This is a genomic window from Streptomyces sp. NPDC088745 (assembly GCF_044751045.1).
In the GTDB taxonomy this organism is placed as follows: domain Bacteria; phylum Actinomycetota; class Actinomycetes; order Streptomycetales; family Streptomycetaceae; genus Streptomyces; species Streptomyces cremeus.
The window spans coordinates 141641-164525 of the sequence record NZ_JBIVLB010000008.1 but is presented as its reverse complement, the minus strand read 5'-3'; the positions used below and the strand labels follow the sequence as shown (position 1 = coordinate 164525).

General features: G+C 69.4%; 19 protein-coding genes. 10 read left to right on the top strand and 9 right to left on the bottom strand.

All coding sequences use genetic code 11. From position 1 onward, the window contains the following. The first annotated feature begins 224 nt into the window (after window positions 1–224). Window positions 225–1337 (top strand): Gfo/Idh/MocA family oxidoreductase, encoded by a 1113-nt coding sequence (locus tag ACIP93_RS22235; protein ID WP_401761183.1) that lies wholly within the window; start codon window positions 225–227, stop codon window positions 1335–1337. A 402-nt stretch (window positions 1338–1739) separates the two neighbouring features. On the opposite strand, the gene ACIP93_RS22230 is transcribed toward ACIP93_RS22235, so the two are convergent. The 6 genes from ACIP93_RS22230 to ACIP93_RS22205 form a co-directional block, all read right to left on the bottom strand. Next, a complete protein-coding gene (locus ACIP93_RS22230) occupies window positions 1740–2600 on the bottom strand; it encodes a fumarylacetoacetate hydrolase family protein (protein WP_401761182.1) in 861 nt (286 codons plus the stop codon). Window positions 2601–2759: 159 nt separating this feature from the next. Beyond that, window positions 2760–3509 carry a YidC/Oxa1 family membrane protein insertase gene (locus ACIP93_RS22225; protein WP_401761180.1) on the bottom strand — a complete coding sequence of 250 codons (750 nt, stop codon included), beginning with the start codon at window positions 3507–3509 and terminating at the stop codon, window positions 2760–2762. A 116-nt stretch (window positions 3510–3625) separates the two neighbouring features. Beyond that, window positions 3626–3898, bottom strand: a complete 273-nt coding sequence (locus ACIP93_RS22220) for a DUF6412 domain-containing protein (RefSeq protein WP_345226438.1) — start codon at window positions 3896–3898, stop codon at window positions 3626–3628. A gap of 97 nt (window positions 3899–3995) precedes the next feature. After that, window positions 3996–5510, bottom strand: coding sequence for a sodium:solute symporter (locus ACIP93_RS22215; RefSeq protein ID WP_401761179.1), 1515 nt, complete (start codon window positions 5508–5510; stop codon window positions 3996–3998). After that, window positions 5507–5734 carry a DUF3311 domain-containing protein gene (locus tag ACIP93_RS22210; RefSeq protein WP_345222640.1) on the bottom strand — a complete coding sequence of 76 codons (228 nt, stop codon included), beginning with the start codon at window positions 5732–5734 and terminating at the stop codon, window positions 5507–5509. Before ACIP93_RS22210 ends, ACIP93_RS22215 begins: the two co-directional genes overlap by 4 nt. 17 nt (window positions 5735–5751) lie before the next feature. Further along, window positions 5752–6483 (bottom strand): class E sortase, encoded by a 732-nt coding sequence (locus ACIP93_RS22205; protein WP_401761177.1) that lies wholly within the window; start codon window positions 6481–6483, stop codon window positions 5752–5754. Between the two features lie 613 nt (window positions 6484–7096). Here ACIP93_RS22205 and ACIP93_RS22200 point away from each other — a divergent pair. The 5 genes from ACIP93_RS22200 to ACIP93_RS22180 all read left to right on the top strand — a co-directional run bounded on the left by ACIP93_RS22200 (window position 7097) and on the right by ACIP93_RS22180 (window position 14542). Beyond that, window positions 7097–8116, top strand: a complete 1020-nt coding sequence (locus ACIP93_RS22200) for an SEC-C metal-binding domain-containing protein (protein WP_401761400.1) — start codon at window positions 7097–7099, stop codon at window positions 8114–8116. Window positions 8117–8260: 144 nt separating this feature from the next. Further along, window positions 8261–9823: an ATP-binding protein gene (locus tag ACIP93_RS22195; RefSeq protein ID WP_401761176.1), complete on the top strand. Its 1563-nt coding sequence runs from the start codon at window positions 8261–8263 to the stop codon at window positions 9821–9823. A gap of 167 nt (window positions 9824–9990) precedes the next feature. Further along, entirely contained in the window at window positions 9991–12945 is a 2955-nt protein-coding gene (locus ACIP93_RS22190) for a Z1 domain-containing protein (protein ID WP_401761175.1), read from the top strand. Between the two features lie 59 nt (window positions 12946–13004). Further along, on the top strand, window positions 13005–13967 hold the full coding sequence (locus ACIP93_RS22185) for a NaeI family type II restriction endonuclease (protein ID WP_401761173.1): 963 nt from the start codon (window positions 13005–13007) through the stop codon (window positions 13965–13967). A gap of 104 nt (window positions 13968–14071) precedes the next feature. Then, complete coding sequence (locus tag ACIP93_RS22180; protein WP_401761171.1) at window positions 14072–14542, top strand: very short patch repair endonuclease; 471 nt, start codon at window positions 14072–14074, stop codon at window positions 14540–14542. 8 nt (window positions 14543–14550) lie between these two features. Here the strand turns inward: ACIP93_RS22180 and ACIP93_RS22175 are convergent, their stop codons facing one another. The 3 genes from ACIP93_RS22175 to ACIP93_RS22165 form a co-directional block, all read right to left on the bottom strand. Continuing rightward, window positions 14551–15735, bottom strand: a complete 1185-nt coding sequence (locus ACIP93_RS22175; RefSeq protein WP_401761169.1) for a DNA cytosine methyltransferase — start codon at window positions 15733–15735, stop codon at window positions 14551–14553. 219 nt (window positions 15736–15954) lie between these two features. After that, the gene (locus ACIP93_RS22170) at window positions 15955–16131 is read right to left on the bottom strand and encodes a hypothetical protein (protein WP_401761168.1); all 177 of its coding nucleotides are present in this window, start codon (window positions 16129–16131) and stop codon (window positions 15955–15957) included. 60 nt (window positions 16132–16191) lie between these two features. Beyond that, window positions 16192–16920: a hypothetical protein gene (locus ACIP93_RS22165; protein WP_401761167.1), complete on the bottom strand. Its 729-nt coding sequence runs from the start codon at window positions 16918–16920 to the stop codon at window positions 16192–16194. 284 nt (window positions 16921–17204) lie between these two features. Here ACIP93_RS22165 and ACIP93_RS22160 point away from each other — a divergent pair, with 284 nt between their 5' ends. The 4 genes from ACIP93_RS22160 to ACIP93_RS22145 all read left to right on the top strand — a co-directional run bounded on the left by ACIP93_RS22160 (window position 17205) and on the right by ACIP93_RS22145 (window position 22663). Then, window positions 17205–17897 (top strand): hypothetical protein, encoded by a 693-nt coding sequence (locus tag ACIP93_RS22160; RefSeq protein ID WP_401761165.1) that lies wholly within the window; start codon window positions 17205–17207, stop codon window positions 17895–17897. 76 nt (window positions 17898–17973) lie between these two features. Next, window positions 17974–19383 (top strand): transcriptional regulator, encoded by a 1410-nt coding sequence (locus ACIP93_RS22155; RefSeq protein WP_401761163.1) that lies wholly within the window; start codon window positions 17974–17976, stop codon window positions 19381–19383. Continuing rightward, window positions 19380–21215 (top strand): DEAD/DEAH box helicase, encoded by a 1836-nt coding sequence (locus ACIP93_RS22150; RefSeq protein WP_401761398.1) that lies wholly within the window; start codon window positions 19380–19382, stop codon window positions 21213–21215. The genes ACIP93_RS22155 and ACIP93_RS22150 overlap by 4 nt, the downstream gene beginning before the upstream one ends. A 557-nt stretch (window positions 21216–21772) precedes the next feature. Next, on the top strand, window positions 21773–22663 hold the full coding sequence (locus ACIP93_RS22145; protein WP_401761161.1) for an excalibur calcium-binding domain-containing protein: 891 nt from the start codon (window positions 21773–21775) through the stop codon (window positions 22661–22663). The last annotated feature ends 222 nt before the right edge of the window (window positions 22664–22885 follow it).

The following is a 22885-nucleotide window of genomic DNA, read 5'->3' as shown; positions in this document are numbered from 1 at the left end:
GGGTCGGGCATGCCTCGGTGTACCTGCCCCGTCGGCGGCCCGCGCTCACAGCGCCGCACACCCGTATGGCCCAATTCGGCGCGAAAGCCCCTCCATCAGCCTATTTTCCGCCCGTGTGAATAGCGGAGAGACGTCTCGTGCGGCAGCCCGGAACCCTGGAGAACCCGAGGAGGCGTTCCGGGTCCTTTTTGCACTTGTCCAGGCGTGTTGTTTAAGTGGAAACCATGACGTCCACAGTTGCTCCCACCTCGTCCGATCCGTCTTCCGCCGCACCCCTGAAAGTGGCACTGCTCGGATACGGGCTGGCCGGTTCCGTGTTCCACGCGCCGATGATCGCGGCGACCGAGGGCCTGGTGCTCGACACGGTCGTCACCTCGAACGAGGAGCGCAGGGCACAGGCCCGGGAGGAGTTCCCGGACGTCTCGTTCGCCGGCTCACCGGACGAGGTGTGGGCGCGGGCCGCCGAGCTGGACCTGGTGGTCGTCGCCACCCCGAACAAGACGCACGTACCGCTGGCGCGGGCCGCCCTGGGGGCGGGGCTGCCGGTGGTCGTCGACAAGCCGCTCGCCGGCACCGCGGCCGAGGCCCGCGAGCTGGCCGCGCTCGCCGAGGAGCGGGGACTGCTGCTCTCCGTCTTCCAGAACCGCCGCTGGGACAACGACTTCCTCACCCTGCGCGCACTCGTCGAGAAGGGCGAGCTGGGCGACGTACAGCGCTTCGAGTCCCGCTTCGAGCGGTGGCGGCCGCAGCCGAAGGGCGGCTGGCGCGAGTCCGGCGACCCGGCGGAGATCGGGGGGCTCCTGTACGACCTGGGCAGCCACGTCGTCGACCAGGCGCTCACCCTCTTCGGTCCGGTCACCCAGGTGTACGCGGAGTCCGACGTCCGCCGTCCCGGCGCGGCGGCGGACGACGACACCTTCATCGCGCTCACCCATGCGGGCGGGGTCCGCTCCCACCTCTACGTGAGCGCGACGACGGCCCAGCTCGGGCCGCGCTTCCGGGTCCTCGGATCACGGGCCGGGTACGTGAAGTACGGCCTCGACCCGCAGGAGGCGGCGCTGCGGGAGGGCAGGCGGCCGTCGGACCCGGAGGCGTGGGGCGAGGAGCCCGAGGAACTCTGGGGGCGGCTGGGCGCCGGGGAGTCCCCGCTCACGGGGGGCGGCACGCCGGTCCCCACCGTCCCGGGTGACTACCGCGCCTACTACGCGGGGGTCGCGCAGGCTCTCCTGAGCGGAGGGGCGCCGCCGGTCACGGCGGGGGAGGCGGCGGGCACGCTCGCGGTCCTGGAGGCGGCCAGGCACTCGGCCACGACGGGAACCGTGGTCCCTCTCCCCTGAGCCCCGGGGACCCGGGGCCCCTCCACCCTCGCCCCTTTGGGCCTTCACAGCTACCCTGCCGCCCCCGCCCCCCTTGGGCTTGCGCAGCCGCCCTGTCACCCCCGCCCCCTTGGGCGACGGGGCCGCCCCAAGGGGGCGGGACGGGCGGGCAAGGGGGCGGCCCCTCCCGCTCCCGGCCCACCCGGGTGCCGCCCCTCGCGTGAGCGCCTGTGCGGGGCAAGAGTCTCTGCCAAGGCCAAGAGCTCAGCCCCGGCACCGGGTCAGGCAGCCCCGCCCGGCTCGGGCAGAGAGGCCCCGGACCCGCCCCTTTCCCTAAAGCGCTCGCCGCGCGGCCAAGGGGAACGGTTCCCGTGCAGATCCGTCGTGGCTGGTCGCGCAGTTCCCCGCGCCCCTGAAGGGGCCTCAGGCGCCCTTCAGGGGCTGGCGCTGGCGGCCCAGCCCCTCGACCTCCAGCTCCACCACATCCCCCTCCCGGAGGAACGGCTTCGGCTCCGGCTGCCCCATCGCCACCCCCGCCGGCGTCCCCGTGTTGATCACGTCCCCGGGGTACAGCGTCATGAACTGGGACACGTACCGCACCACCTCCCCCACCCCGAAGATCTGCTCCGCCGTCGTCCCGTCCTGCTTCAGCTCCCCGTTCACCCACAGCCGTACCGTCAGCCCCTGCGGGTCCGGCACCTCGTCCGCCGTCACCAGCCACGGCCCCAGCGGGTTGAACGTCTCGCAGTTCTTGCCCTTGTCCCAGGTCCCGCCCCGCTCGATCTGCCACTCCCGCTCGGACACGTCGTGGGAGGTCGCGTACCCGGCGACGTACGACAGACCGGCCTCCGCGCTCTCCACGTACCGCGCGGTCCGCCCGATGACGACGGCCAGCTCGACCTCCCAGTCCGTCTTCACGCTGCCGCGCGGCACCAGGACGGTGTCGTTCGGGCCGACGACCGTGTCGGGGGCCTTCAGGAAGAGGATCGGCTCCGCCGGAATCTCCGCCCCGACCTCCTTCGCGTGGTCGAAGTAGTTCAGCCCGACGCACACGACCTTGCCGATCCGCGCCAGCGGCGCCCCGATCCGCAGTCCGGCCGTGTCCAGCACGGGTAGCGTTCCCGCCCGCGCGGCCGCGCGGACACGCTCCAGCGCGGCGGAGTCGGCGAGCAGGGCTCCGTCGATCTCCGTCACGACCCCGGACAGGTCCCGTACGGTCACGCCGTCCTCGTCGAGCAACGCCGGGCGTTCCGCACCGACGGGCCCCACACGCAGCAGCTTCATACTGACGATCTCCTTGTGGTCGAAGGTCGCGCCCAACCCGACCGCTCGCACGCCGCGGCCCGGCCACCGGAGAATTGTTCGATCCTCCAAGGTCGACGCCCGCTCCGCAAGCCCTCGTTCACCGACTGGACCGACCGCCCATACGCCGCGAAACAGCCCTCATCCGGTCGAAGCGGCGCCCGCGACGGGCCGCTCCCGTTGCAGCCAGGCCCGCTCCGCGACCGTCCATGCCGTCGTCGTCACCAGGTAGAGCCCGGCCGCCAGCGGCACGATGGCCGCCGTGACGACCGTCCCGAACGACAGCAGCGGCAGCCACTTGAACATCCCGGCCCCCGGAGTCCCCCCGGACGCGCTCGCCATCTGCGCGAACTCCGAAGCCGCCGCGTTCCGCCGCGCCCGCCGGAACGACCACGTCGCCACCCCCGCGATCACCGCGAAGAGCGCGAGGTAGACGAGCCCCTGCGCACCGGACACCCCGCCGTGCGCCAGCGCGTCGCTCCACCGCGAGCCGAGCGGCGCGGCGAGAAGCCGGTGCCCGAGCAGTTCGTTCGCCTCTCCGCCGACCTCCGCCGACGAGAAGACGTGGTACATGACGAAGAACACCGGCAACTGCACCAGCATCGGCAGTATTCCGGAGAACGGCGACACCTTCGCTTCCGCGTGCAGCGCGAGAATCGCCTTCTGCATCCGCTCGGGATCCTTCGCGTGCTTCTTCCGCAGCGCGGCGACCTTCGGGGCGAGCGCCTGCCGCGCCTTCTCACCGCGCACCGCGGCGCGGGACAGCGGATGCAGGGCGATACGCACCAGCATCGTGAAGACGACGATGGCGGCGGCCGTCGCCGATGCGGCGAACAGCGGTTCAAGAACACGGGCGAGGATTTCGACCAGGGAAGCGAAAAGGGAAAACACGGAAAGAGCCCTCCGGGGGTCTCGTCGTACCGAGGATGAGAAGCGCGCGAAAGCGCGCGTCGGCAGACGGCCCACGAGGGGGCACTCACGGATCGGGCGGTGTGTGTACGAGTCCCCTACGCGGCCGTCGGAGACAGCTGCCCCGGCGCCCTGGGGCGGGCCCGGCCCGCCGCGTCGGGGTCGCGCTGGGCGAGGAAGGCGGTGCGCCGTTCCCGGTCGCGCAGGGCGGTGCGCACCTTCGTCCGCGGTACGGCGGGGGCCGTGCGCCCGGCGAGGAGCGCGCAGGCGATGAGCGCGGCGCCCGCGGTGGCGGTGGCGGCGAGCGCGACGGCACCCGCGAAGCCGAAGCCGCCGAGGTCGAAGAGGACCTGGGCGAGCAGGAAGAACATCAGCAGCGCACCGCGCGCACGCGCCACGTTCCCGACCACTCCCACCCCTCCTCTTTCTGTTCCTCGTACGGTGTTTCTGTTCCTCGTACGGTGCGGCTCAGCGTGCCACGGGTCCGGCGTCCTTGGCCAGTGGCTCCGCCAGCGGGTCGCGGGCGAGCACCTGGTCGTCGGGCCGGCCGTCGCTGTCGGCCGGCCCACCGTAGGAGACGGCGAGCGCGACCAGAAGGTTGAGTGCCAGCGCCACCATTCCCGCGTTGGTCCCCCACAGCGGGTCGTTCCCGGTGAACACCAGCGCGCACACCGCCCCCACCCCCACCACGAGCCCGCTGAGCGCCCCGGCGAGCGTGATCTTCCGCCACAGCAGCCCCAGCAGCAGCATGGGCAGGAGCTGGGCCATCCCCTCGTACGAGATGAGCGAGAGCCGTACGAGCGTGGTGGGCGCGGTGTACGTGAGGACCAGCGCGAGGGTCCCGGCGACGACCACCACGATCTGCGACGCGGTCTTCTCCCGCCCCCGCCACCGGGGCATGGGCCCGAGCACGCTGCGTCCCCACATCGTGCCGATGACCAGCATGAACACCGCCATCGGGACGATCGAGGAGAGGGCGGCGGCGACCCCGACGACCCCCACCAGCCAGGCGGGCAGCGAGTCGACGACCAGCTTGAAGAGGGCGAGGTTGGAGTCCGCGCCAGTCAGCCCGGGGACGACGAAGAGCGCGGCCATGCCGAGCAGCATGGGCACGAAGAGCAGCACGTTGTAGGCGGGCAGCCACATGGCGTTGCGCCGCAGGCCGTCGGCGGACCTCGCGCCGAGATATCCGGCCACGGTGGTCGGGAAGATGACCACCGTCAGCGAGTTCAGGAACGACGTGGTGATGAACCACCACTGCCCGAACCCGCTCTCCCCGTGCCCGGGAAGCGTGAGCCAGTCCGCCTTCTCGGTCACGATCCGGTCGAGGAAGTTCTCGTATCCGCCGAAATAGTGGAGGGGCACGTAAACGGCCAGGAATCCGAGGGTGAGGATCACCAGGACGTCCTTCAGCACGGAGACCCAGGCGCTTCCGCGCAGCCCGCTGACGACCACGAACCCGACGGTCACCGCGAAGCCGATGAAGTACGCCCAGTCGAGACTGATGGCGCCGTACGAAATCGTCGACACGACCACCCCCATTCCGGTGATCTGCAACTGGATGTACGGCAGCAGGAAAACGGAGGCGAGAATCGCGACGAGCGCCCCGGCCCACTTCTTTCCGTACCGGTGGGCCACCATGTCCGTGATGCCGACGAGGGAATGCCTGCGCGCGTAACTCCACAGCATCGGCCCGACGACATAACCGACCGCGTAACCACAGGACATGTACGCCACGACGTACAGCACGGGAGCCCCGTAGTTGTACCCCCAGCCCGCGGCGCCGAGATAGCTGAAGCTCGTGTATCCCTCGCCGGCCATCAGCACCCAGATGAAGACGGCCCCGAGGCTGCGCCCGCCGACCGACCACTCGGCGAGCCCTCCCTGGCCGCCCCCGCGACCGCGCACGGCGAGCAGGCCGAGCCCGACCGTCGCGGCCATGAAGACGCCGAAGACGGAGGTCGCCACCGCTGCGGAACTCATCGCCTGTGGTCCCCCCGCCAGGTCAGCCACACGGCGACGGGCGTGAGCAGGGTCGCTCCCAGCAGCCACACGAACAGGAAGGGGAGCCCGAACACGACGGGCCGCACCCGGTTCACCAGGGGCAGCGCGCCGAGGTGGAGGACGTAGGGGACGGCCAGCCACAGCAGTTGCGGCCGCCCGCGCCGGGTTCCCGGGCCTTCTTCACGATGATCGTCACTCGCCACGCGGGTGACCCTAGCCGCTACTTCGGCGTCGTCCTGGCCAACGTCGCCCAGATCACCAGGCGGTGCGTCGAGGTGAACTCGGGGGTGCAGGTGGTGAGGGTGAGGTAGTGGCCGGGCTCGCTGAAGCCGCGCCCGGGATGCACCGCGCTGCGCGGCACGGGGGCGATGACGCCCACGTCCCGGGCGGAGGTCTGCGGGACGCCGCCGCTGACGACGTACGTGTGGACCGCGTCCCGCGTCTCGACGACGACCTCGTCGCCCTTCCCCAGGCGGTCGAGGCGCCGGAAGGGCTCGCCGTGGGTGTTGCGGTGCCCGGCGAGCGCGACGTTCCCGGCCCGGCCGGGTAGGGCGGTGCCGGGGTAGTGCCCGACGTACCCCTTGTCGAGGACCCCGCGCTTGGCGACGCCCCGGGCGACGGGGGCGACGACGCCGAGCCCGGGGATGCGCAGCACCGCGTACGCCTGGTCCCAGCGGGGCGCGTCGGGGGGCTGGGGGACCTTGCCGACGGGGTGGGGGCGGGGGGCGGCCCGGCCGCCGGGGGCGGTCTGCTCGGGAGGGCCGCCGGGGAGGTCTTCGGGAAGGTCCCCGGGGAGTTCCGGACGTGCCTGCTCTCCCGGACCCTCCGGGGCGGGCGCCCCGCCGTCCGGGTCCTCCCACTCCCGCACGAGGGACCGTACGGCCTCCTGGGCCCCGGCCCGGGCCTCCCGGTTCGTCCACCACACCTGGTGCACGACGAGGAGCAGTAGCACGACCCCGCAGGTGACGACGGCCTCGGCGGCACCCCACAGGCACCGGGCGAGTCCGGTACGCCGCCCGGGACGGCCCCCTCCCCGCCGGGCGGCCCCCCTCCCCGCCCGCACCCCCGGCACCGGCCGGCCCCCGCCCGGCACCCTGACCCCCGACGCGGGCCGCCCCCGGCTCCTCACCCGCACCCCACCGCCTCCCGGCTCACCACGCCTCGGCCCGCTGGCTCCGCAGGGGGCGGGCCGGCCCGTACCGGATGCACCGGCCCGCCCCCTCCGCAGGGAGCGGTCCCTGCCCGTCACCGGGGGCACCGACCCTCCCGTCCGCGCACCCGCACGCGAACCGGCCCACGGACCCGCACCCTTGCACGGACGGGAACCGGTCCACGAACCCGCACCCGTGCACGAGCCGGTCCACGAACCCACCCCCGTACCCGGACGGGCCCCCACAACCGCCCCGCAAGATAGCCCCCGCCCCCGCAACTCACCACCCCGAAAACCACGTTCCGCCGCCTCCCCACCGGGGAACGCTCCCGGCATGCACACCCCCGCTCCCGCCCCGAACCCGCCCGCGCAGCTCCCTCTCACCCGCGCCCCCTACCGCAGTACGGTGTCCCCCATGCGCCCCGACACGCCTTCGCCCGCCGACCACACGACCGAAGCCGAGCGTCTGCTGCGCACCGCGGCGCAGTACCCGGAGGACCAGGAGCCCCTGCTCCTGCAAGCAGCGGCCCACCTGGAGCTCGCCGGCGACCGCGCCCGCGCCGCGACCCTCTACGACCAGCTCCTCACCGCGCCCTCCCCCGAGGGCACGCCGCTCATCAAGGCCCTCAAGGCGGCCAACCTCTGGGAGTACGGCCACGAGGCCGAGGCCCGCGCGATCATCGACGGCATCCGCGCCTCGGCCCCGCGCACCCCCCAGCCCTGGGTGGTCCTGGCCGAGGCGCTGGAGAACCACGACGAACTCCCCCAGGCCCACGAGGCGTACACCACCGCCCTCACCCTCCTCGTCGACCCCGCCGAAGAGGTCCCGTACTCCACCCGCCCCCTCCTCACGGGCCGCCACCGCGTACGCCGGATGCTCGGCAAGGCGCACGACAGCTGGGACGCGCTCGCGGACACGGTCAACCCGGGCCCGGTCCCCCTGGACGAGCTGCACGACCCGAAGCGGCTGTGGGCCCTGGGCTCCTCCGACCCCGCCGAACTGCGCGCCGAGATCACCCGCCTCCAGGCGGAACTGGGCTCCTACCGCGCCGCCCTCTCCCGCCCCTTCCCGGTCGCCCTGCTGCACTGGCCGGCCGCGGAGTACGCCGAGCTGCTGGCCGCCCACCCCGCCCTGGCCGCCGAGTACCCCGCCACGCACACCGAGCACCTGTCCGCCCTGGAGTCCTCCCTCCGCGAACTCGCCGCGGCCGGCACCCCCAACCTCGGCATCGTCACGGGCTCCATCCCCTCCTACGAGGCCTTCGCCGCCTCCGAACGCACCTCCCCCGACTCCCCCTCCCTCCTCGCCGAATACGCCACCACCCTCGCCGCCCGCGGCCGCGCCCTTTCGTGGCCCCCGACGGCGACCGCCCCCTGCTGGTGTGGCTCAAAATCCCCCTACCGCACCTGCCACGGGACGCCGGAAGCGGTCTGAACCCCGGCCTTTCGGACAGAACTCAAAGACCTCCTGCCCCACAGGAGGTCTTTGCAGTAGCTTCACAATGATCTTTTGCTTTGTCTGATCCGACTGGCCGCCTCCCCCACGCATGGCCATGTCCTGTGTGTGCGAGGAAAAGCCATGCCTTACGAGTCCGGTGCCGACTGGCAGTACGACGTCCCGACCACCGGCAGCACCCACCTGCCGCCCGACGCCGGATACGGCAAGGCCTTGCGCAGCCAGGGTTACGGATTCGAAGTGGCCGTCGCGGACCTGATCGACAACTCGATCGACGCGGGCGCGGACAAGGTCGTCGTGCACTTCCTGCGCGACGCCGAGCGCATCCTCACGCTCCTCATCATCGACAACGGCCGCGGCATGGACGACGCGTCGCTGGACGCCGCGATGACGGTGGGCCGCCGCCGTGAGTACGGCGACGGAGCACTCGGCATGTACGGGACGGGCCTCAAGGCGGCGTCCCTGTCGCGGGCGGGTTCGCTCACCGTCGTCAGCCGTACCCGGCGCAGCCGCGCGGCGGGCCGTCTGCTCACCGCCGAGGGCATGGAGGACGGTTTCCGCTGCGACACCGTTGACCCGCGGTACGCGCAGGACCTCATCGACCGTTACGACGGGATCATCGAGTGGCACGGCACGGTCGTGCGCTGGGACAGGGTGAGCAACTTCGACACGGTCGCACGCGGCCAGAGCGATCAGTACCTGTCCAGGGCGATCGCCCGGCTGGAAACCCACCTCGGTCTCTACCTGCACCGCTTCCTCCAGCAGGGCCTGAAGCTGGACATCGCGGTGTGGGACGTGAGCGCCACCGACGGAGTACGGGGCTCGCTCGGCGAAGAGGTGGACCACATCGCGGTGGAGGCGCTGGACCCGTTCGGCTACAAGGTGCCGGGCAAGGCCGGGTACCCGCTGGTCATCACCGCCCCGGTGGAGGGCGTCGGGGACGTGGACCTGACGGCGCACATCTGGCCGGCCAAGTCCAAGCAGGCGGGTTTCCGTCAGGTCGGCTCGCTCAACGAGCGGCAGGGTTTCTACTTCTACCGCAACGACCGTCTCGTCCAGGCGGGCGGGTGGAACGGGTTGCGCAGCCCCGAAGGCCACCTCGCGCTGGCCCGCATCGCGGTGGACCTGCCGTCCCCGTCCAATGACGTCTTCAGCCTGGACGTGAAGAAGGAGGGGGTGACGGTCACGCCCGCGTTCACCCTCGGCCTCGACAAGGCGCAGGCCGCCAACGGCGTCACGTTCCACGGGTATCTCGCCGACGCGGAGAACGCGTACCGCGACGGGGCGAAGCGGACCGAGATCGTACGCAAGGCGGTGACGGCTCCGGGCAAGGGCCTGGACCCGAAGATCAAGCGGGTCATCAAGGAGGAGCTGCCGGAGAAGCCGGGCGAGGAGCCCATCGCGTTCACCTGGACCGCGCTCCCCGAGGACGTCTTCTTCGACCTGGACCGCGAGAACAACGCGGTCCTCCTCAACAAGACCTTCCGCGAGGACTTCACCGACGGCCGCCGGGGCGGCTCCAACGACACCCCCATGCTCAAGACGCTTCTCTACCTCCTCCTGGAGGACTGCTTCGGCCTGGGCCGCTGGGAGCGTGCCCGCCAGGACCGGATCGACTACTGGAACACGATCCTGCTGACCTCGGCGCGCGCCGAACGGGACCGGCGCGCCCGCGCCTCTTCCTGACCGGGACGCCCTTGACCGGCGCCACCGCACGCGCACCCCCACGCTCCACACGCGCGCACCCCGCGCCATCACACACGCGCACTCCCACGCTCCTCACGCGCACCCCGCACTCCTCACCCGCGCACCCCGTTCCTGACCCGCGCTCCTCTCCTGCCAAGGACCACCTCGTGACGCACGTACTCCTGGAGATCCACACCTCCGCCCTCGCCGGCATGGTCAACGGGCCCCGTCAGTTCGCCCGTTGGGCCGCGCTCGCCGCCGACGAGGACCACCCGGACGCGAATCTTTCCGAGGAGACGTTCCGCGAGCACATCGCACAGGGCGACGAGGAACTGAAGACTCTCTGGAAACGCCACCTCACCACCTGGGACTTCGCCGAGTCCCCCGCCTGGTCCCCGGACACCGCCCCGCACACCGACGCGCGCCGCACGGCCGTCTACGACCGGCTGCGTCTGGGCCCTGACCTGCGCAAGGCGCTGGACTGCGCCGCTCCGGTCGCCCGCGTGCAGAGCCCCACGGTGATCACCGCCGAGTACATCCCCTGGTACACCCCGGAACGCGCCTCCGCACGCTCCTTCTACTGGACGGCGTACGAGCGCAAGCTCCGCGCCAAGGGCTGGCCGGACGAGGCCGTGGCGAGCCTGGACGAAGCGAGCCGCGCCGTCGTCGAACGCCTCTGCGACCCCGAGCAGGAGGCCGCCCGCCAGGCGAAGGGCCTCGTCGTCGGCTACGTACAGTCCGGCAAGACCGCCAACTTCACCGGCGTGACCGCCAAGGCCATCGACGCCGGCTACCGTCTCGTCATCGTCCTGGGCGGCACCCTCAACCTCCTGCGCGCCCAGACCCAACGCCGCCTCGACATGGAACTGATCGGCCAGGAGAACATCCTGCGCGGCGCGGACCCCGCGGACGTCGACACCCTGGTCGGGGTGGACTACGTGGGCGACGGCGACGCCGACTGGCCGCATTTCGTACGCCACGGAGCCCGCCCCTCCACGCTCGGCGCCTTCGACATCGAACGCCTCACCACACGCGACAAGGACTACGTCCGTCTGGCTCAGGGCATCCGGGCCCTCGCCTTCGACGAGAAGCGCGACACCAACCGCCCGCTGTACGACCCCGTCAACCTGCATCACGCCGCGGCCCGCGTGCTGGTCGTGAAGAAGAACAAGGCCGTCCTCACCAAACTGGTCAAGGACCTCAAGCAGATCCACAGCATCCTCGGCGAGATCCCTACCCTGATCATCGACGACGAGTCCGACCAGGCATCCGTCAACACCTCCGACCCCAAGAAGTGGCAGAAGGACAGCACGGATCGCACCGCCATCAACGGACTGCTCTCCCAGCTCCTGGGGCTGCTCCCGCGTGCCCAGTACGTCGGCTACACGGCGACCCCCTTCGCCAACGTCTTCGTCGACCCCGCCGACGCCGAGGACATCTTCCCCTCGGACTTCCTGATCTCGCTCCCCCGTCCGCAGGGCTACATGGGAGTCCAGGACTTCCACGACCTGGACTCCCCCGTCCCCTTCGAGGACCGTACGTACGCCGACTCCCAGGAGAAGGCGCACGTACGCGGCATCTACGACCCGGAGGACGGCAGCACCGACGACCGTCTCCAGGAAGCCATGGACGCCTTCGTCCTCTCGGGCGCGCTCAAACTCTTCCGCACGGCCCACGGCGTCCCGGAAGCCCCCTTCCGCCACCACACGATGCTGGTCCACGAATCCGTCAAGCAGGACGACCACGCCGAACTCGCGCTGCGGCTGAACACCATGTGGCACGAGGCGGGCTACACCTCCCCCACCGGCCACACCCGCCTCGCACACCTCTGGCAGACCGACTTCGCCCCGGTCTCCGCGGCCCGCGCCCCCGTACTCCCCTCCCCCACCTCCTACGACGACCTCCGCCCCTACATCAGCCGCGCCCGCCAGCTGATCGGCTCGGGCGGCCGCCCGGTCGTCGTCGTCAACGGCGACTCCGACCGCTACTTCGACCAGCTCGACCTGGACTTCGACCGCACCCCGAACGTCTGGAAGATCCTGGTCGGCGGCACCAAACTCTCCCGCGGCTTCACCGTCGAGGGCCTCACCATCACCTACTACCGCCGCACCACCCAGGCCGCGGACACCCTGATGCAGATGGGCCGCTGGTTCGGCTTCCGCCCGAACTACCGGGACTTGGTACGCCTGTACATCGGACGCGAGGAGTCCTTCGGCCGCAGCAAGTCCGTCGACCTCTATGAGGCGTTCGAGGCGGTGTGCCAGGACGAGGAGGACTTCCGCGCGGAGCTCGCCCGCTACTCGGCCCTGGTAGACGGCAAGCCGCAGGTCACCCCCAACCAGATTCCGCCTCTCGTTTCCCAGCACCTGCCGCTGATGAAACCCTCCGCCCGCAACAAGATGTTCAACGCCGAACTGCTGGAGATCCGCTCTCCGGGCCAGCCGATCGAGCCGCGGGTGTACCCCCGCGATACCTCCGCCATCGGCCGTAACACGGAGCGGTGGCGCCCCGTTCTCGAAGCCCTCAGCGGCCCGGTCTCGGTCTGCCGGCTTCTGCCCACCGGCGCCGACGCCTTGACACGCACGTTCCAGGCATCCGCCGCGGTCGTCTCGCACGCCGGCCTCCTGGGAGTGCTGGGCTCCTTGGAATGGGAGGACGGAGGCGCGTTCCTCGCCCCGCACCTCACCTACCTTTCCCAGCTGGACGGAAGACTGGCGAGGGTCGACGACTGGCTCGTCATCACCCCGCACCTCACCAGCAGCTTCCACGTCGAAGCACAGCTGAACGGCCAGCGTCTCCCGCTGCACCGCCGTACCCGCGAGGACAAGAAGCCCTTCAACCGCATCGCGAGCGCCGATCACCGCATGTACGCACAACAGTTGACCGACACGGCAGGCCACGGGCCGGCCGCAGGCTCCTCTCTCGCCGTCGGCCCCCATCGCGGAGTGGTGCTGCTCTATCCAGTGATCGAGGCGCCGACGCACGCAGCCCTCAAGGAAGTCGCCTCCAGCGGCACAGTGAGCCCCACTCAGACCATCATGGCCTTCACGGTCACGTCTCCTCGCTCCGCGATCGACTCCAAACGCCAGTTGCTCCGCTACCGGGCGATGCGCTCGCACTAGCCCATCGCCCCATAGCCTCGCCACCGCTCCCAGGCCGACACCCCGGACAGGAACACGCCGTGCTCCAGCCAGACATATCCGCCGCTGTCAACGTGCGCTCACAGGTCTTCCTCCAGGAAGACCCAGAACTAGCGGCGGTCTACGCACGCCTGAGGCAACTCGACCCCACGGGTCAGCGCTTCGCAGCCGTCCTGCGGGAGACGGTCGACCAGTTGCTGAACGGCGAAGTCACGGGCCGCTACGACTGGAAGGACCTTTTCAAAACCGAGAAGACGCACGCCGGTACGATCGTGGAGATCAACCTCCAGCGGGAGTTCAGGTTCGACGACGGCGCCGAGATGGACTACCGGATCGCCGGTGTCGACGTCGACTGCAAATACTCCCAGACCTTCGGCGGCTGGATGATCCCACCGGAGGCAGCAGGGCACCTGTGCCTGCTCGTCTGGGCCGACGACTACCGGAGCTGCTGGAGCGCGGGCCTTCTCCGCATAGACCGGGGGTGGCTCAACACGGGAAACAACCGTGACAAGAAGCTGACGGTGAAAGCTGAGCACCGGAACAAGATTCTCTGGCTCTGGCACAACGCGGAACTCCCGGAGAACGTCCTTCTGCATCTCGATCCCGTCGACCGGGCAGCCGTCTTCGCCCAGAAGTCCGGCCAGACCCGCCTCAACGAGCTGTTCCGCCGGGCCCAGGGCCGGCGTATCGGCCGCAATGTGGTGCGCACCGTCGCACAGCAGAAGGACTACATGAAGAGAGTCAGGGGCAACGGTGGAGCCCGCTCGGCTCTGCGCCCAGAAGGCATCCTCATCATGGGTGACTACGACAGTCACCGTGCGGTCGCCGCGAGTCTCGGCGTGCCGGTACCCGGCGAAGGCGAGTTCGTCAGCGTACGTGTGACAGAGATCTCCGCGGGGACGACGGCCCGCCCCGCCGCGGTGCTGGACGGCCGCCGCTGGGCGGTGGCCATGCCGGAGGACGAGCCCTGCGTGGCACCGGAGCTGCCGAAACACACGAAGTAGACGGCAGGCGTCCCTCCGCTCGCCGTGGGCGGGCCCGGAAGGCATTGGATAGCCTGCCAGGGCAAGACCTGCGAACCGGATACCTGACGGGAGGCCCGGAGTACATGTCTGAAGAACAGTGGGAGCCGCCCGCCGGGTCATGGGCCACGTCGGCCGCACGCCGCCGCAACATGCAGGCGATCCGCAGCCGCGACACCACGCCTGAACTCCTGGTCCGGCGGCTGCTCCACGCCCAGGGCCTGCGTTACCGGGTCTCGGCCAAGCCCCTGCCCGGCCTGCGGCGCACCGCGGACCTCGTGTTCCGGCCCGTGCGGGTCGCGGTGTTCATCGACGGCTGCTACTGGCACGGCTGCCCGGAACACTACGTGCCGCCGAAGTCCAACTCCGGTTACTGGTCCGGCAAGGTGGCGCGCAACAGGTCGCGCGACGCTGACACCAACGCGCAGCTCACGGAGGCCGGCTGGCTCGTGCTCCGCTTCTGGGAACATGAGCCAGCCGATGTCTGCGCGGCCCAGATCGCCGCCGAGGTCCGCGAACGCCGGAACCGGCCGCGCGAGCGGGACCTCAGCGGCTGAGCTGTGGCCTAGTGCCCGTCGCGCCTGCGGGCCGCGCGAAGCACATCGATGACCGACTTGCCGACCGCTGCCGCTACGGGCGGCGGGAAGGCATTGCCGACCTGCCGGTACTGTGCGGTCTTGCCGCCCGAGAAAACCCAGCCGCTGGGGAAACCCTGGATGATGGCGGCCTGCTGCACGGTGAGCATGGGGCCGTCGGGCCCGAAAAGGTCCCGCTCGTGGGACTCCTTGTCGCGGCAGAGGTCGATGTCATTGGCCACACCCAGGCCTGATACCCCCAGCTGCTTCCACGCGGCCTTCGCCCGGCTGGGGCCCAGATCGGCTCCACCGTGCTTCTTCGAGCCACCCACCAGGGTCGGAGCGACACCGCCGCCCTTGCCCTTCAGCTCATCGCGCCGGATGCTCGCCCGCTCGTACCAGTGCGCGTACTTCGCGCGGGCGATTTCGTCGTGCACGCCACCGAAGTACTTCTCGTACCGTTCCAGCATGCTTTCCCGAAGCGCGTCGGCCACGCTGACGGGTTCCGTGTGCGTAGCAGTCGGCCACTGATACGTGAGGCCCTTGAGTACGTCGTCCCTGATCGCGACCAGAATGGCGCGGGGCCGAAGTTGCGGCACACCGAAGTTGCTGGCCTCCAGCACGCCCCAGTTGCAGACGGTGTAACCGAGGCCCGGATCGGATGCCTCGCTGCCGTCTTCTTCTCGGTAATCGCCGCCTTGGAGGCGGGCGGTAATCCAGTCGCGGTAATCGGAGAACTTCGGATCCATGATCCCCCGTACGTTCTCAATCATCACCGCGCGCGGGTTGAGCTCCTCCACGAGTTCAAGCATTCTCGGGAAGAGGTCACGCTCATCATCCCTGCCGAGCTGCTTTCCCGCATGGGAGAACGGCGGGCAGGGCACCCCGCCGGCCAGCAGGTCGAGTCCCTCGTTCGCGAGCACGTCACCGCTCTTGGGGAGATCCCGGGAGGGCTTGAAGTCCTTGACGTCTGTGGGTGGCAGCACATCGCAATGGGCTCTCTCCCACTCCCAGCCGTCCTGCACCCTGACGTTCTCCGCCAGCGTGCGCGCGGCATAGGGGTCGATCTCCACCAGTGCGAGATGACGGAACCCGGCTTGGTGCAGTCCGATCGCCTGACCGCCGGCACCTGCGCAGATCTCGATCGAGGTGAATTCCTTCTCAGTGCTGTACATGCACCCTCCTTACACACTTGCGCGGCGGCCACATCTTGCAACCAGCCCTCACAGAGGGTGACATGCCCCACTGACAACGCCCTCTAAGTGTGCGCTACGCCGGCCCAGCTCCGGACACCCCCGTGGCGGGTGTGCTGCCAGCATTCCACTGACAGCACACCCGCCCCAGGGATGCACAGAAATACCATCACGCGACGCGTGAGCATGCAGGGCGGGGTGTCAGCTGGCCTCTCCGGGCGGCTTGGTGTCAGCGCTGCCACAGCGGGTGATGGTCATCGTGATCTTCTGCTGGGTGGACCACATGCCGCCCTCGTATGTGGTGGGCTCCTCCGGGGTCTCCCATTCGTAGCGGGTCGTCGTCTCCAGCCAGCCGGAACGCTTGCCGGGGTTCTCCATGACGTGCTCTCCCTGTCTGTGGGCAATGCGGATGGGCTCAAACCGCGGGGCGGAACGCGGTCAGGCAGTGGACTCAGGCACGGCGGCACTCATGACGAGTTCGGCGTGCGCGGTGAGGCCGCGCCGGATGAGAGCGAGGCTGAGGCGCAGGGCGTCGGCCTGGGAACGCTCACGGCCCCCGCGGAGCACCTCTTCGGCGAGGTCCTCCCGCCGCAGGGCGTGGAGCCTCGCGATGACCCCGCTCAGCTCCTCAGGAGCCTTTGTCCTGCTGACCGACCAGATAAGGCCGACCATGCGCCGCTGCTCCCCCGCCGCCTCCGCCGCGAGCAGTTCCTGGACCGTCACGCTCACTGCCGACGGAAGTGAAAATCCGCCCTGCCGGTCCCCCGCTGAAACGCTTGCCGGTCGGCGTACCGAAACGGTGCCAGCATCGGTCTGCCGCCCGATGGCCGTCGCAGCGTTCACGTCCACCTTGGCCGCCGCGCGCTGCGGGCGGCGGTGTGCTGCCGCGCGCAGGCGTTCCATCTCGGAAAGCGCGAAAGGCAGTTCCCCCTGGCTCGCCTCGGCAGCGCACCGGACAATCTGCTGGAGACGGGCACGGCGCGGCACCCGCTGACCCGTCAGATAAAGGGACAAAGTGCTGGTCGGAATGCCCCAGCGCTTCGCGCACGCCACCTGCTTGTCGCCCGGCATCGCCGCATACAGGTCACGCAGAGCGTCCGCGAACCGTCTGCGGTCCGCCCCGCCTTCCTCCCCGCAGACGTCGTCAACATCCCCCTGCACAGCCACAAGCACCCCTTACGCAGACGCAGAACGAATAGCGACCATTGTCGCCCGCCCTGAGCGGGCAAGCGCAAGCCTGGACTCCAGAAAACTTCATCCATCCTGTTTGCAATTAGCCCTGGGGTTTTCATTTAGGGCGGTTTCATTTAGAGCACCTCGGGCGACATGTTTGCATTTATCCGAGAAGGACAGCTAAAAACTTGCTTTTCCTTCGCCTCTCCCCTTCCAATGGACGGCAGCCGCCCAGGACCCCAGCACCAGTGGATCCCAGCACCACGGAAGGACAGAGCGTGACTTCTCAGGAGATTCCCTCGTGGCAGGACACAAAGCGGGGCACCATGATCCGGTGCGCCCTGTGGCTCGTCAGCGAGGTGGGCGAGGGCGAGGTCTTCACCAAGACCGACCTCCGGGAGGCCTTTCCCGAAACGTCGCAGATCGACCGCCGCATGCGGGATCTGCGTGACCGGGGGTGGGTCATCGCCACCAGCCGGGAGGACCCCACGCTGACCTCCAAGGAGCACCGCTTCGTCTCCATGGGCGCCGAGGTCTGGAAGCCGGGACAGGCGAGAGCGAAGACGCCGGCCGCCGCGATCACGGGCACGCAGCGCCGCGAGATCTTCGATGCCGACGACCACCTGTGCCGCGTCTGCGGGATCGCGGCCGGCGAGCCGTATGACGGAAGCCCGGAGACCGCCCAGCTCGACGTGGCGCGACGCGACGTACTGAAGCCCGGCGGAAGCGTGGTGACCGAGATGGTCACCGAGTGCCGGCGCTGCCGGGTCGGCGGCCGGGGGCACACGGCGGACCTGGCCGGGCTGATCGGGAGAATGGAACAGATGGGCGGCATCGAGCGTGAGCACTTCGCCCAGTGGCTGGCGGCCGACCGCAGGGATTTCAGCTTGATGGAACGCCTTTGGGGCGAGTACCGCACCCTGCCGGCGGAATCCCGGAAAGCCGTCCGGGATGCTGTGAACAAGGCCTAGTCCAGCTTGTGGACGACCGGCGGAGACCCACCCCGGCCGGCGCCAGTCTCGGACGGGATACCAAGGAGAAGTGCAGATGCTGAAGTTCGTCCTCCCGCCCAGGGCCGCCCAGAACACGGAGTTCGTAGCGAGGCGGCTCAAGGACGTCATGGAAGGGGACGGCCCCAAGGAGACGGTGACTGTCGAGTGGCATGGCCGGCCCTTGCACGTCGGCGTCATCGACATGCCGCTGCGTGACCTGTACTACAACCCGGCGACCCACCGCATCCGGGCCCAGCGCGACCACGACCCGGCGCTGGCCGCACGCCTGGAAGCCGAGCCCTGGCTGGATGAGAGCCAGGACTACCTGAACCGTCTGCTCGTCGGGAAGCCAACCAACCCGGATGAACCGGACCCTGAGTTCGTGGCCCTCATGGACAGCCTGAGGGAAGTGGAACAGCAGGAGCCGGGACTGATCACCCATGCTGGAATCCTGGTCAACGGAAACACGCGAGCAGCCGCCCTCAGGGAGCTGAAGAAGACTTCCATCCGGGTCGGTGTCCTTCCGCCCTCCTTCACCTGGGAGGACATCAACGAGGTGGAGCTCTCCCTCCAGCTGAGGCCCGACCGGCGCAGGGAGTACTCCTACATCAACCGGCTGCTCGCGATGGAGGAGCAGGAACTGATGGGGCGTTCAGCGGAGGACATCGCCCGGTCTTTCCATATCCAGAAGAAGACCTTCTACCAGGAACGCTGGATCCTCGGAGTAATCCAGGACATGATCGGGCGCAGCAGGACGGGCGAAGGAGTTCAGCTCGCGTTTTCTGATTTCGAAGGGCACCAGGAAAACCTGAAGGAACTGCATCGGATCTACTCCAAGGCCGCTGCGAGCAACCAGGATCTCGCTGATCAGATCAAAGAGAATCGAATCGTCGCGATCATTCTGGATTTCGCGAAGACTCAGACCCGCCTGATCGGCGACCAGTTCCACAGCAAGTATCTGGAAAAATCCCTGCCTCAGAACATCAGGACGGCTCCTGAGGGTTCCGGAACCATCGGCATTCCAGGACTCAGTGTGTCCGTATCCGCCCCCTCAGGCTCTGTGGCTCAAGCGCGTGCCGTCACCGATCAGGTTCTGCAGGCGAAGGCCCTGGCCACGGCCCGCGCCGTCCCGGCGGAAACCCGCCAGGAGGCGCAGAAGGTGGTCGCCGACGTAAGCAAGGGAGTGCGGCGCGCGCTGGACGCCGCTGCCCGCGACGACCGGCTCAAGAAGGTGCAGCAGACCGCCGCCGAACGGCTCGACGACGCGCGCGCCTCCGTTGACCAGTGCGTCAGCGACCTCACCGTGGCCTTCTCCGCCAGCAGCCTGGACGAGGAAGCGTTTGACGCCGCGCTCGTCCGGCTCAAGGACAGCCTGGCCAAACTCGCCAGGTCGGCGCACCGCGGTGTGTCCTCTCGGGATGAGGGCATGACGTGGCTGCTCAAGGCGAGCGGATACGAGGCGTGACCGGGGCCGGGCAGCCCTCGCTGCGGATCGGCTTCGACCCGACCCGCACCAAGGTGCTCCTGCGCGCGGAACCCGTCGACCATGGACACCTGGTCCGGCTGAGCGCCCGGTACGGCACCGGCAGCCAGCGGGGAAGGTACACAGCGGAGGTCGGTCTGGAGGACTTCCTCGCCCAGCTCCCCCTGCTCGCCACCTGGTACGACCCGGCTGGAGTGAGCTTTGACGCGGATCTGCGGGCGCTGGCAGAAGGCTCCGTACGAGACGCGAGCGCGGTCGAATCGCGGCTGGCCGCGGGCACCCAGGGCGAGGCGGTAGCCGGGGAACTCTCTCCGGAAGAGGTGCCGATACGACTGGGGCCTGACTGGAGGGCCCCGCTGACCGGTTTCCAGAAGCGTGATATCGCCAGGCTGCTGTCCCTGACACACGGGGCGAACTTCAGTGTGCCAGGCGCCGGCAAGACCCGTGCCAGCATGGCCGTCTTCGCGGCCCTCCGGCACGCGGGCAAGGTGAAGCGGCTACTCGTCGTCAGTCCCAAATCCGCTTATGAGGCGTGGCGTGAAGAGAGCGGCCATTGCTTCACGTCACCACTGGAAGTACAGGTCTTCGAACGCCGCCCGGAAGAGGCCGTGGACGTCCTGCTGGTGAATTACGAGCGGCTCTACCGGTACCAGACCGAATTGGCGGACTGGCTGAGTGCGGCGCCGGCCCTCATGGTGCTGGACGAGGCGCACCGGATGAAGCTCGGCATCAGGGGAACCTTCGGTGCCACCTGCATGGCACTCGGCCCCCTGGCCCGCCACCGGCTGATCCTCACCGGCACACCCGCCCCCAATGGTGCCAAGGACTTGGAGAGCCTGCTCTCCTTCGTCTGGCCCGGACACGGCCGCCGTGCGGTAGACCGGGCGATGGCCGGCGGCGACCTAGCCCACGCGAGCAAGGTGCTCAGGCCGCTGTTCACCCGGACCACGAAGAAGGAGCTCGGCCTTCCTCCGCTGGACGTCAAACGGCTTTCCGTGGAACTCCCGCCCGCCCACCGCCGGGTGTACAGGGCCTTGCAGAAAAAGGGTCTGGAGCTGGAGAGCCCGGACCAGGAGGAGTTTGCCCGGCTTGGCAAAGTCTTGTCTTACCTCATGATGGCCAGTACGAACCCTGCTCTGCTGGATGACAGAACGGACCGGTATGAGCCGGTAACGGTTTTGACCTCTGAGTTCCGCACTCCAGTGGACTCCTCACTGCGGGAGCTGCTGCGCAACCTTCCTCACTACGAGCTGTCTCCGAAATACAAGGCGGTTCTCGACCTGGTAACGGAGAACAGCCGCCAAGGGAGAAAAACCCTCGTCTGGTCCACTTTCATCCGCAATCTCACCACCTTGAAGAGCGCCCTGCACGATTTCCAGCCCGCCATGGTCCATGGCGGGACCCTGGACCGCGATGAGCAGATTCATCGTTTCCGCACTGATCCCGACTGCACTGTGCTGCTGTCGAACCCTGCCACGCTCGGTGAAGGCATCAGCCTCCATCACGAATGCCACGACGCCATCTACGTGGACCGTGACTTCTCTGCCGGAAGATTCCTCCAGAGCCTCGACAGGATTCACCGTCTCGGCCTCAGCCCGGACACGCACACCCACATCACCGTGCTGACTGCTGCCAGGACGATCGATGACCGTGTCCATGAACGTCTCAGCCGCAAGCTGGAGTTCATGGGGCAGATCCTCGATGATCCTTCAGTGCAGGAACTGGCTGATCCAGCCGAAGAGACAGGCTTCTGGGGCATGGACACGGCAGACCGCAACGCGCTCCTCGCACACCTGGGTGAGGACGCCGAGTGACGCGCGCAGCCCGCTCGCCGGAATCGCTACGCGGCGCCGGCCTCCAAGTACGTGTGCGCCAGGTCCAGCGCCTCGTAGGTGCAGTGGACTCATCATCATGCGTGTGAGCAGGCAGGAACTGCCGGCCGAACCGGACCCGCGGCCGATGGTCCGGCTCTTGACACCGGGTCCTGGCGGTGGCCGGGACTTGCGCGATTCTTGGCTGGTTCAGATCTCTCGTGCAGCGTAGGCGCGGGCACTGAATGCCCAGAAGCCGCAGGAGCTAGGAACAGCGAGCTGGTTGGCAGAGCGGCTGAGGGCTCCGGTTAGCTGCACCGATGGCCCCTGACTTCAGTTCACCGCAGCACTCCGAGGCAATGGGCCTTCTTCCTGAGGATGTTGAGACAGCGGGCTTCCGCGCAGAGGCCGCCATAAACGGCTGCTTCAAGCCAAGTGTTCACAGTGTGGGCACATGGCCTCCACACCACTGTCATCATCGGCGTCTCGGTTGTTTCTGATGCCTTGGGGGGCTCATGTTGTTCGGGATACGCGCAGGTGGGGTGCGGCAGCGTGGAGCGGTGGGGGGTGCCGTCGCCGTCGTGGCGGCGGTGACCCTGGCCGGGTGCGGGGGTGGCAGTGCGGTCGACGCGAAGCCGGTGGGGGGTGTGTCCACGCCGACGGCGACGGGGAGCGTGACGGCGACGCCGTCGCCCAGCAAGACCGCGTCCGCGGCCGCTGCCGGGGTGGTCGGGGCCGTGGACGACACCGCGAGCGTGAAGAGTGTCCGGCCGGTGGTCGTGGATGTGCTGGTGAACGACACCTTCAAGGCGGCGGGCGGTGCCGCCGAGGCCTTCAAGGAAGCGGTGGGGAAGGGGAAGTTCACGCTGGCGGTGGAGGTCGCGCCCAAGGTCGGGACCGCCGTGGTCGGGGCCGGCGGGAGCAGCTTCACGTACACGCCGCAGGCGGGGTTCGGCGGCGAGGACGAGTTCACGTACAAGGTCACCGTCGACGGTGCGGGCGGCGCCGAGGACGTGAGCGGGACGGCGGTCGTGCGGTTGCAGGTGGCCGCGGCCAAACCCGCACCGGTCAAGACTCCCGCCAAGCCCAAGAAGCCGCCGGTGAAGGCGTCCTACAAGAACTGTTCCGCCGTACGGGCGGCCGGTGCCGCGCCGATCCGGGAGGGGCAGGCCGGGTACGGGCCGCACCTCGACCGGGACGGGGACGGGGTCGGCTGTGAGGCCAATGAGGGGAGGACCGGGTCCGGTGGCGGGAGTGGGTCCGGTGGCGGAAGCGGGTCCGCTTCCGGCGGCGGGTCGGCTTCCGGCGGCAGCGGGTCCGGGGGCGGCGGGAGTGTCTCGTACAAGAACTGCTCCGCCGTGCGGGCCGCCGGCGCCGCGCCCATCCGGCGCGGCGACCCCGGGTACGGGCGTCACCTCGACCGCGACGGGGACGGGGTCGGCTGCGAGTAGTAGTACCGGCGGGGTCGGCCCGACGCGGGCCACGTAGGTTTCATGGCCCCCGTGGGCCGTGTGCAGGCCCTGAAGGTCCCGCACGTCCCGGTGGCCCGTCGGTCTCGCGGCCCCGGTGGCGAGAAATCGTGCCGCCGGGGCCGCGGGAGCGCGGTCGGGAGGGGAGAGCGAAGAGGCTGAGTGTCCTTTTTGAGGGTTTCGAGCGGCGACTTTCGGTCATTG

Coding starts and splice junctions, on each gene's coding strand:
- ACIP93_RS22220 (WP_345226438.1), bottom strand. CDS start 3,898: ATGTTCTTCCTGCTCGCCCAGGTCCTCTTCGACCTCGGCGGCTTCGGC.
- ACIP93_RS22215 (WP_401761179.1), bottom strand. CDS start 5,510: ATGAGTTCCGCAGCGGTGGCGACCTCCGTCTTCGGCGTCTTCATGGCC.
- ACIP93_RS22175 (WP_401761169.1), bottom strand. CDS start 15,735: ATGTACAGCACTGAGAAGGAATTCACCTCGATCGAGATCTGCGCAGGT.
- ACIP93_RS22235 (WP_401761183.1), top strand. CDS start 225: ATGACGTCCACAGTTGCTCCCACCTCGTCCGATCCGTCTTCCGCCGCA.
- ACIP93_RS22170 (WP_401761168.1), bottom strand. CDS start 16,131: ATGGAGAACCCCGGCAAGCGTTCCGGCTGGCTGGAGACGACGACCCGC.
- ACIP93_RS22200 (WP_401761400.1), top strand. CDS start 7,097: ATGCGCCCCGACACGCCTTCGCCCGCCGACCACACGACCGAAGCCGAG.
- ACIP93_RS22180 (WP_401761171.1), top strand. CDS start 14,072: ATGTCTGAAGAACAGTGGGAGCCGCCCGCCGGGTCATGGGCCACGTCG.
- ACIP93_RS22195 (WP_401761176.1), top strand. CDS start 8,261: ATGCCTTACGAGTCCGGTGCCGACTGGCAGTACGACGTCCCGACCACC.
- ACIP93_RS22155 (WP_401761163.1), top strand. CDS start 17,974: ATGCTGAAGTTCGTCCTCCCGCCCAGGGCCGCCCAGAACACGGAGTTC.
- ACIP93_RS22230 (WP_401761182.1), bottom strand. CDS start 2,600: ATGAAGCTGCTGCGTGTGGGGCCCGTCGGTGCGGAACGCCCGGCGTTG.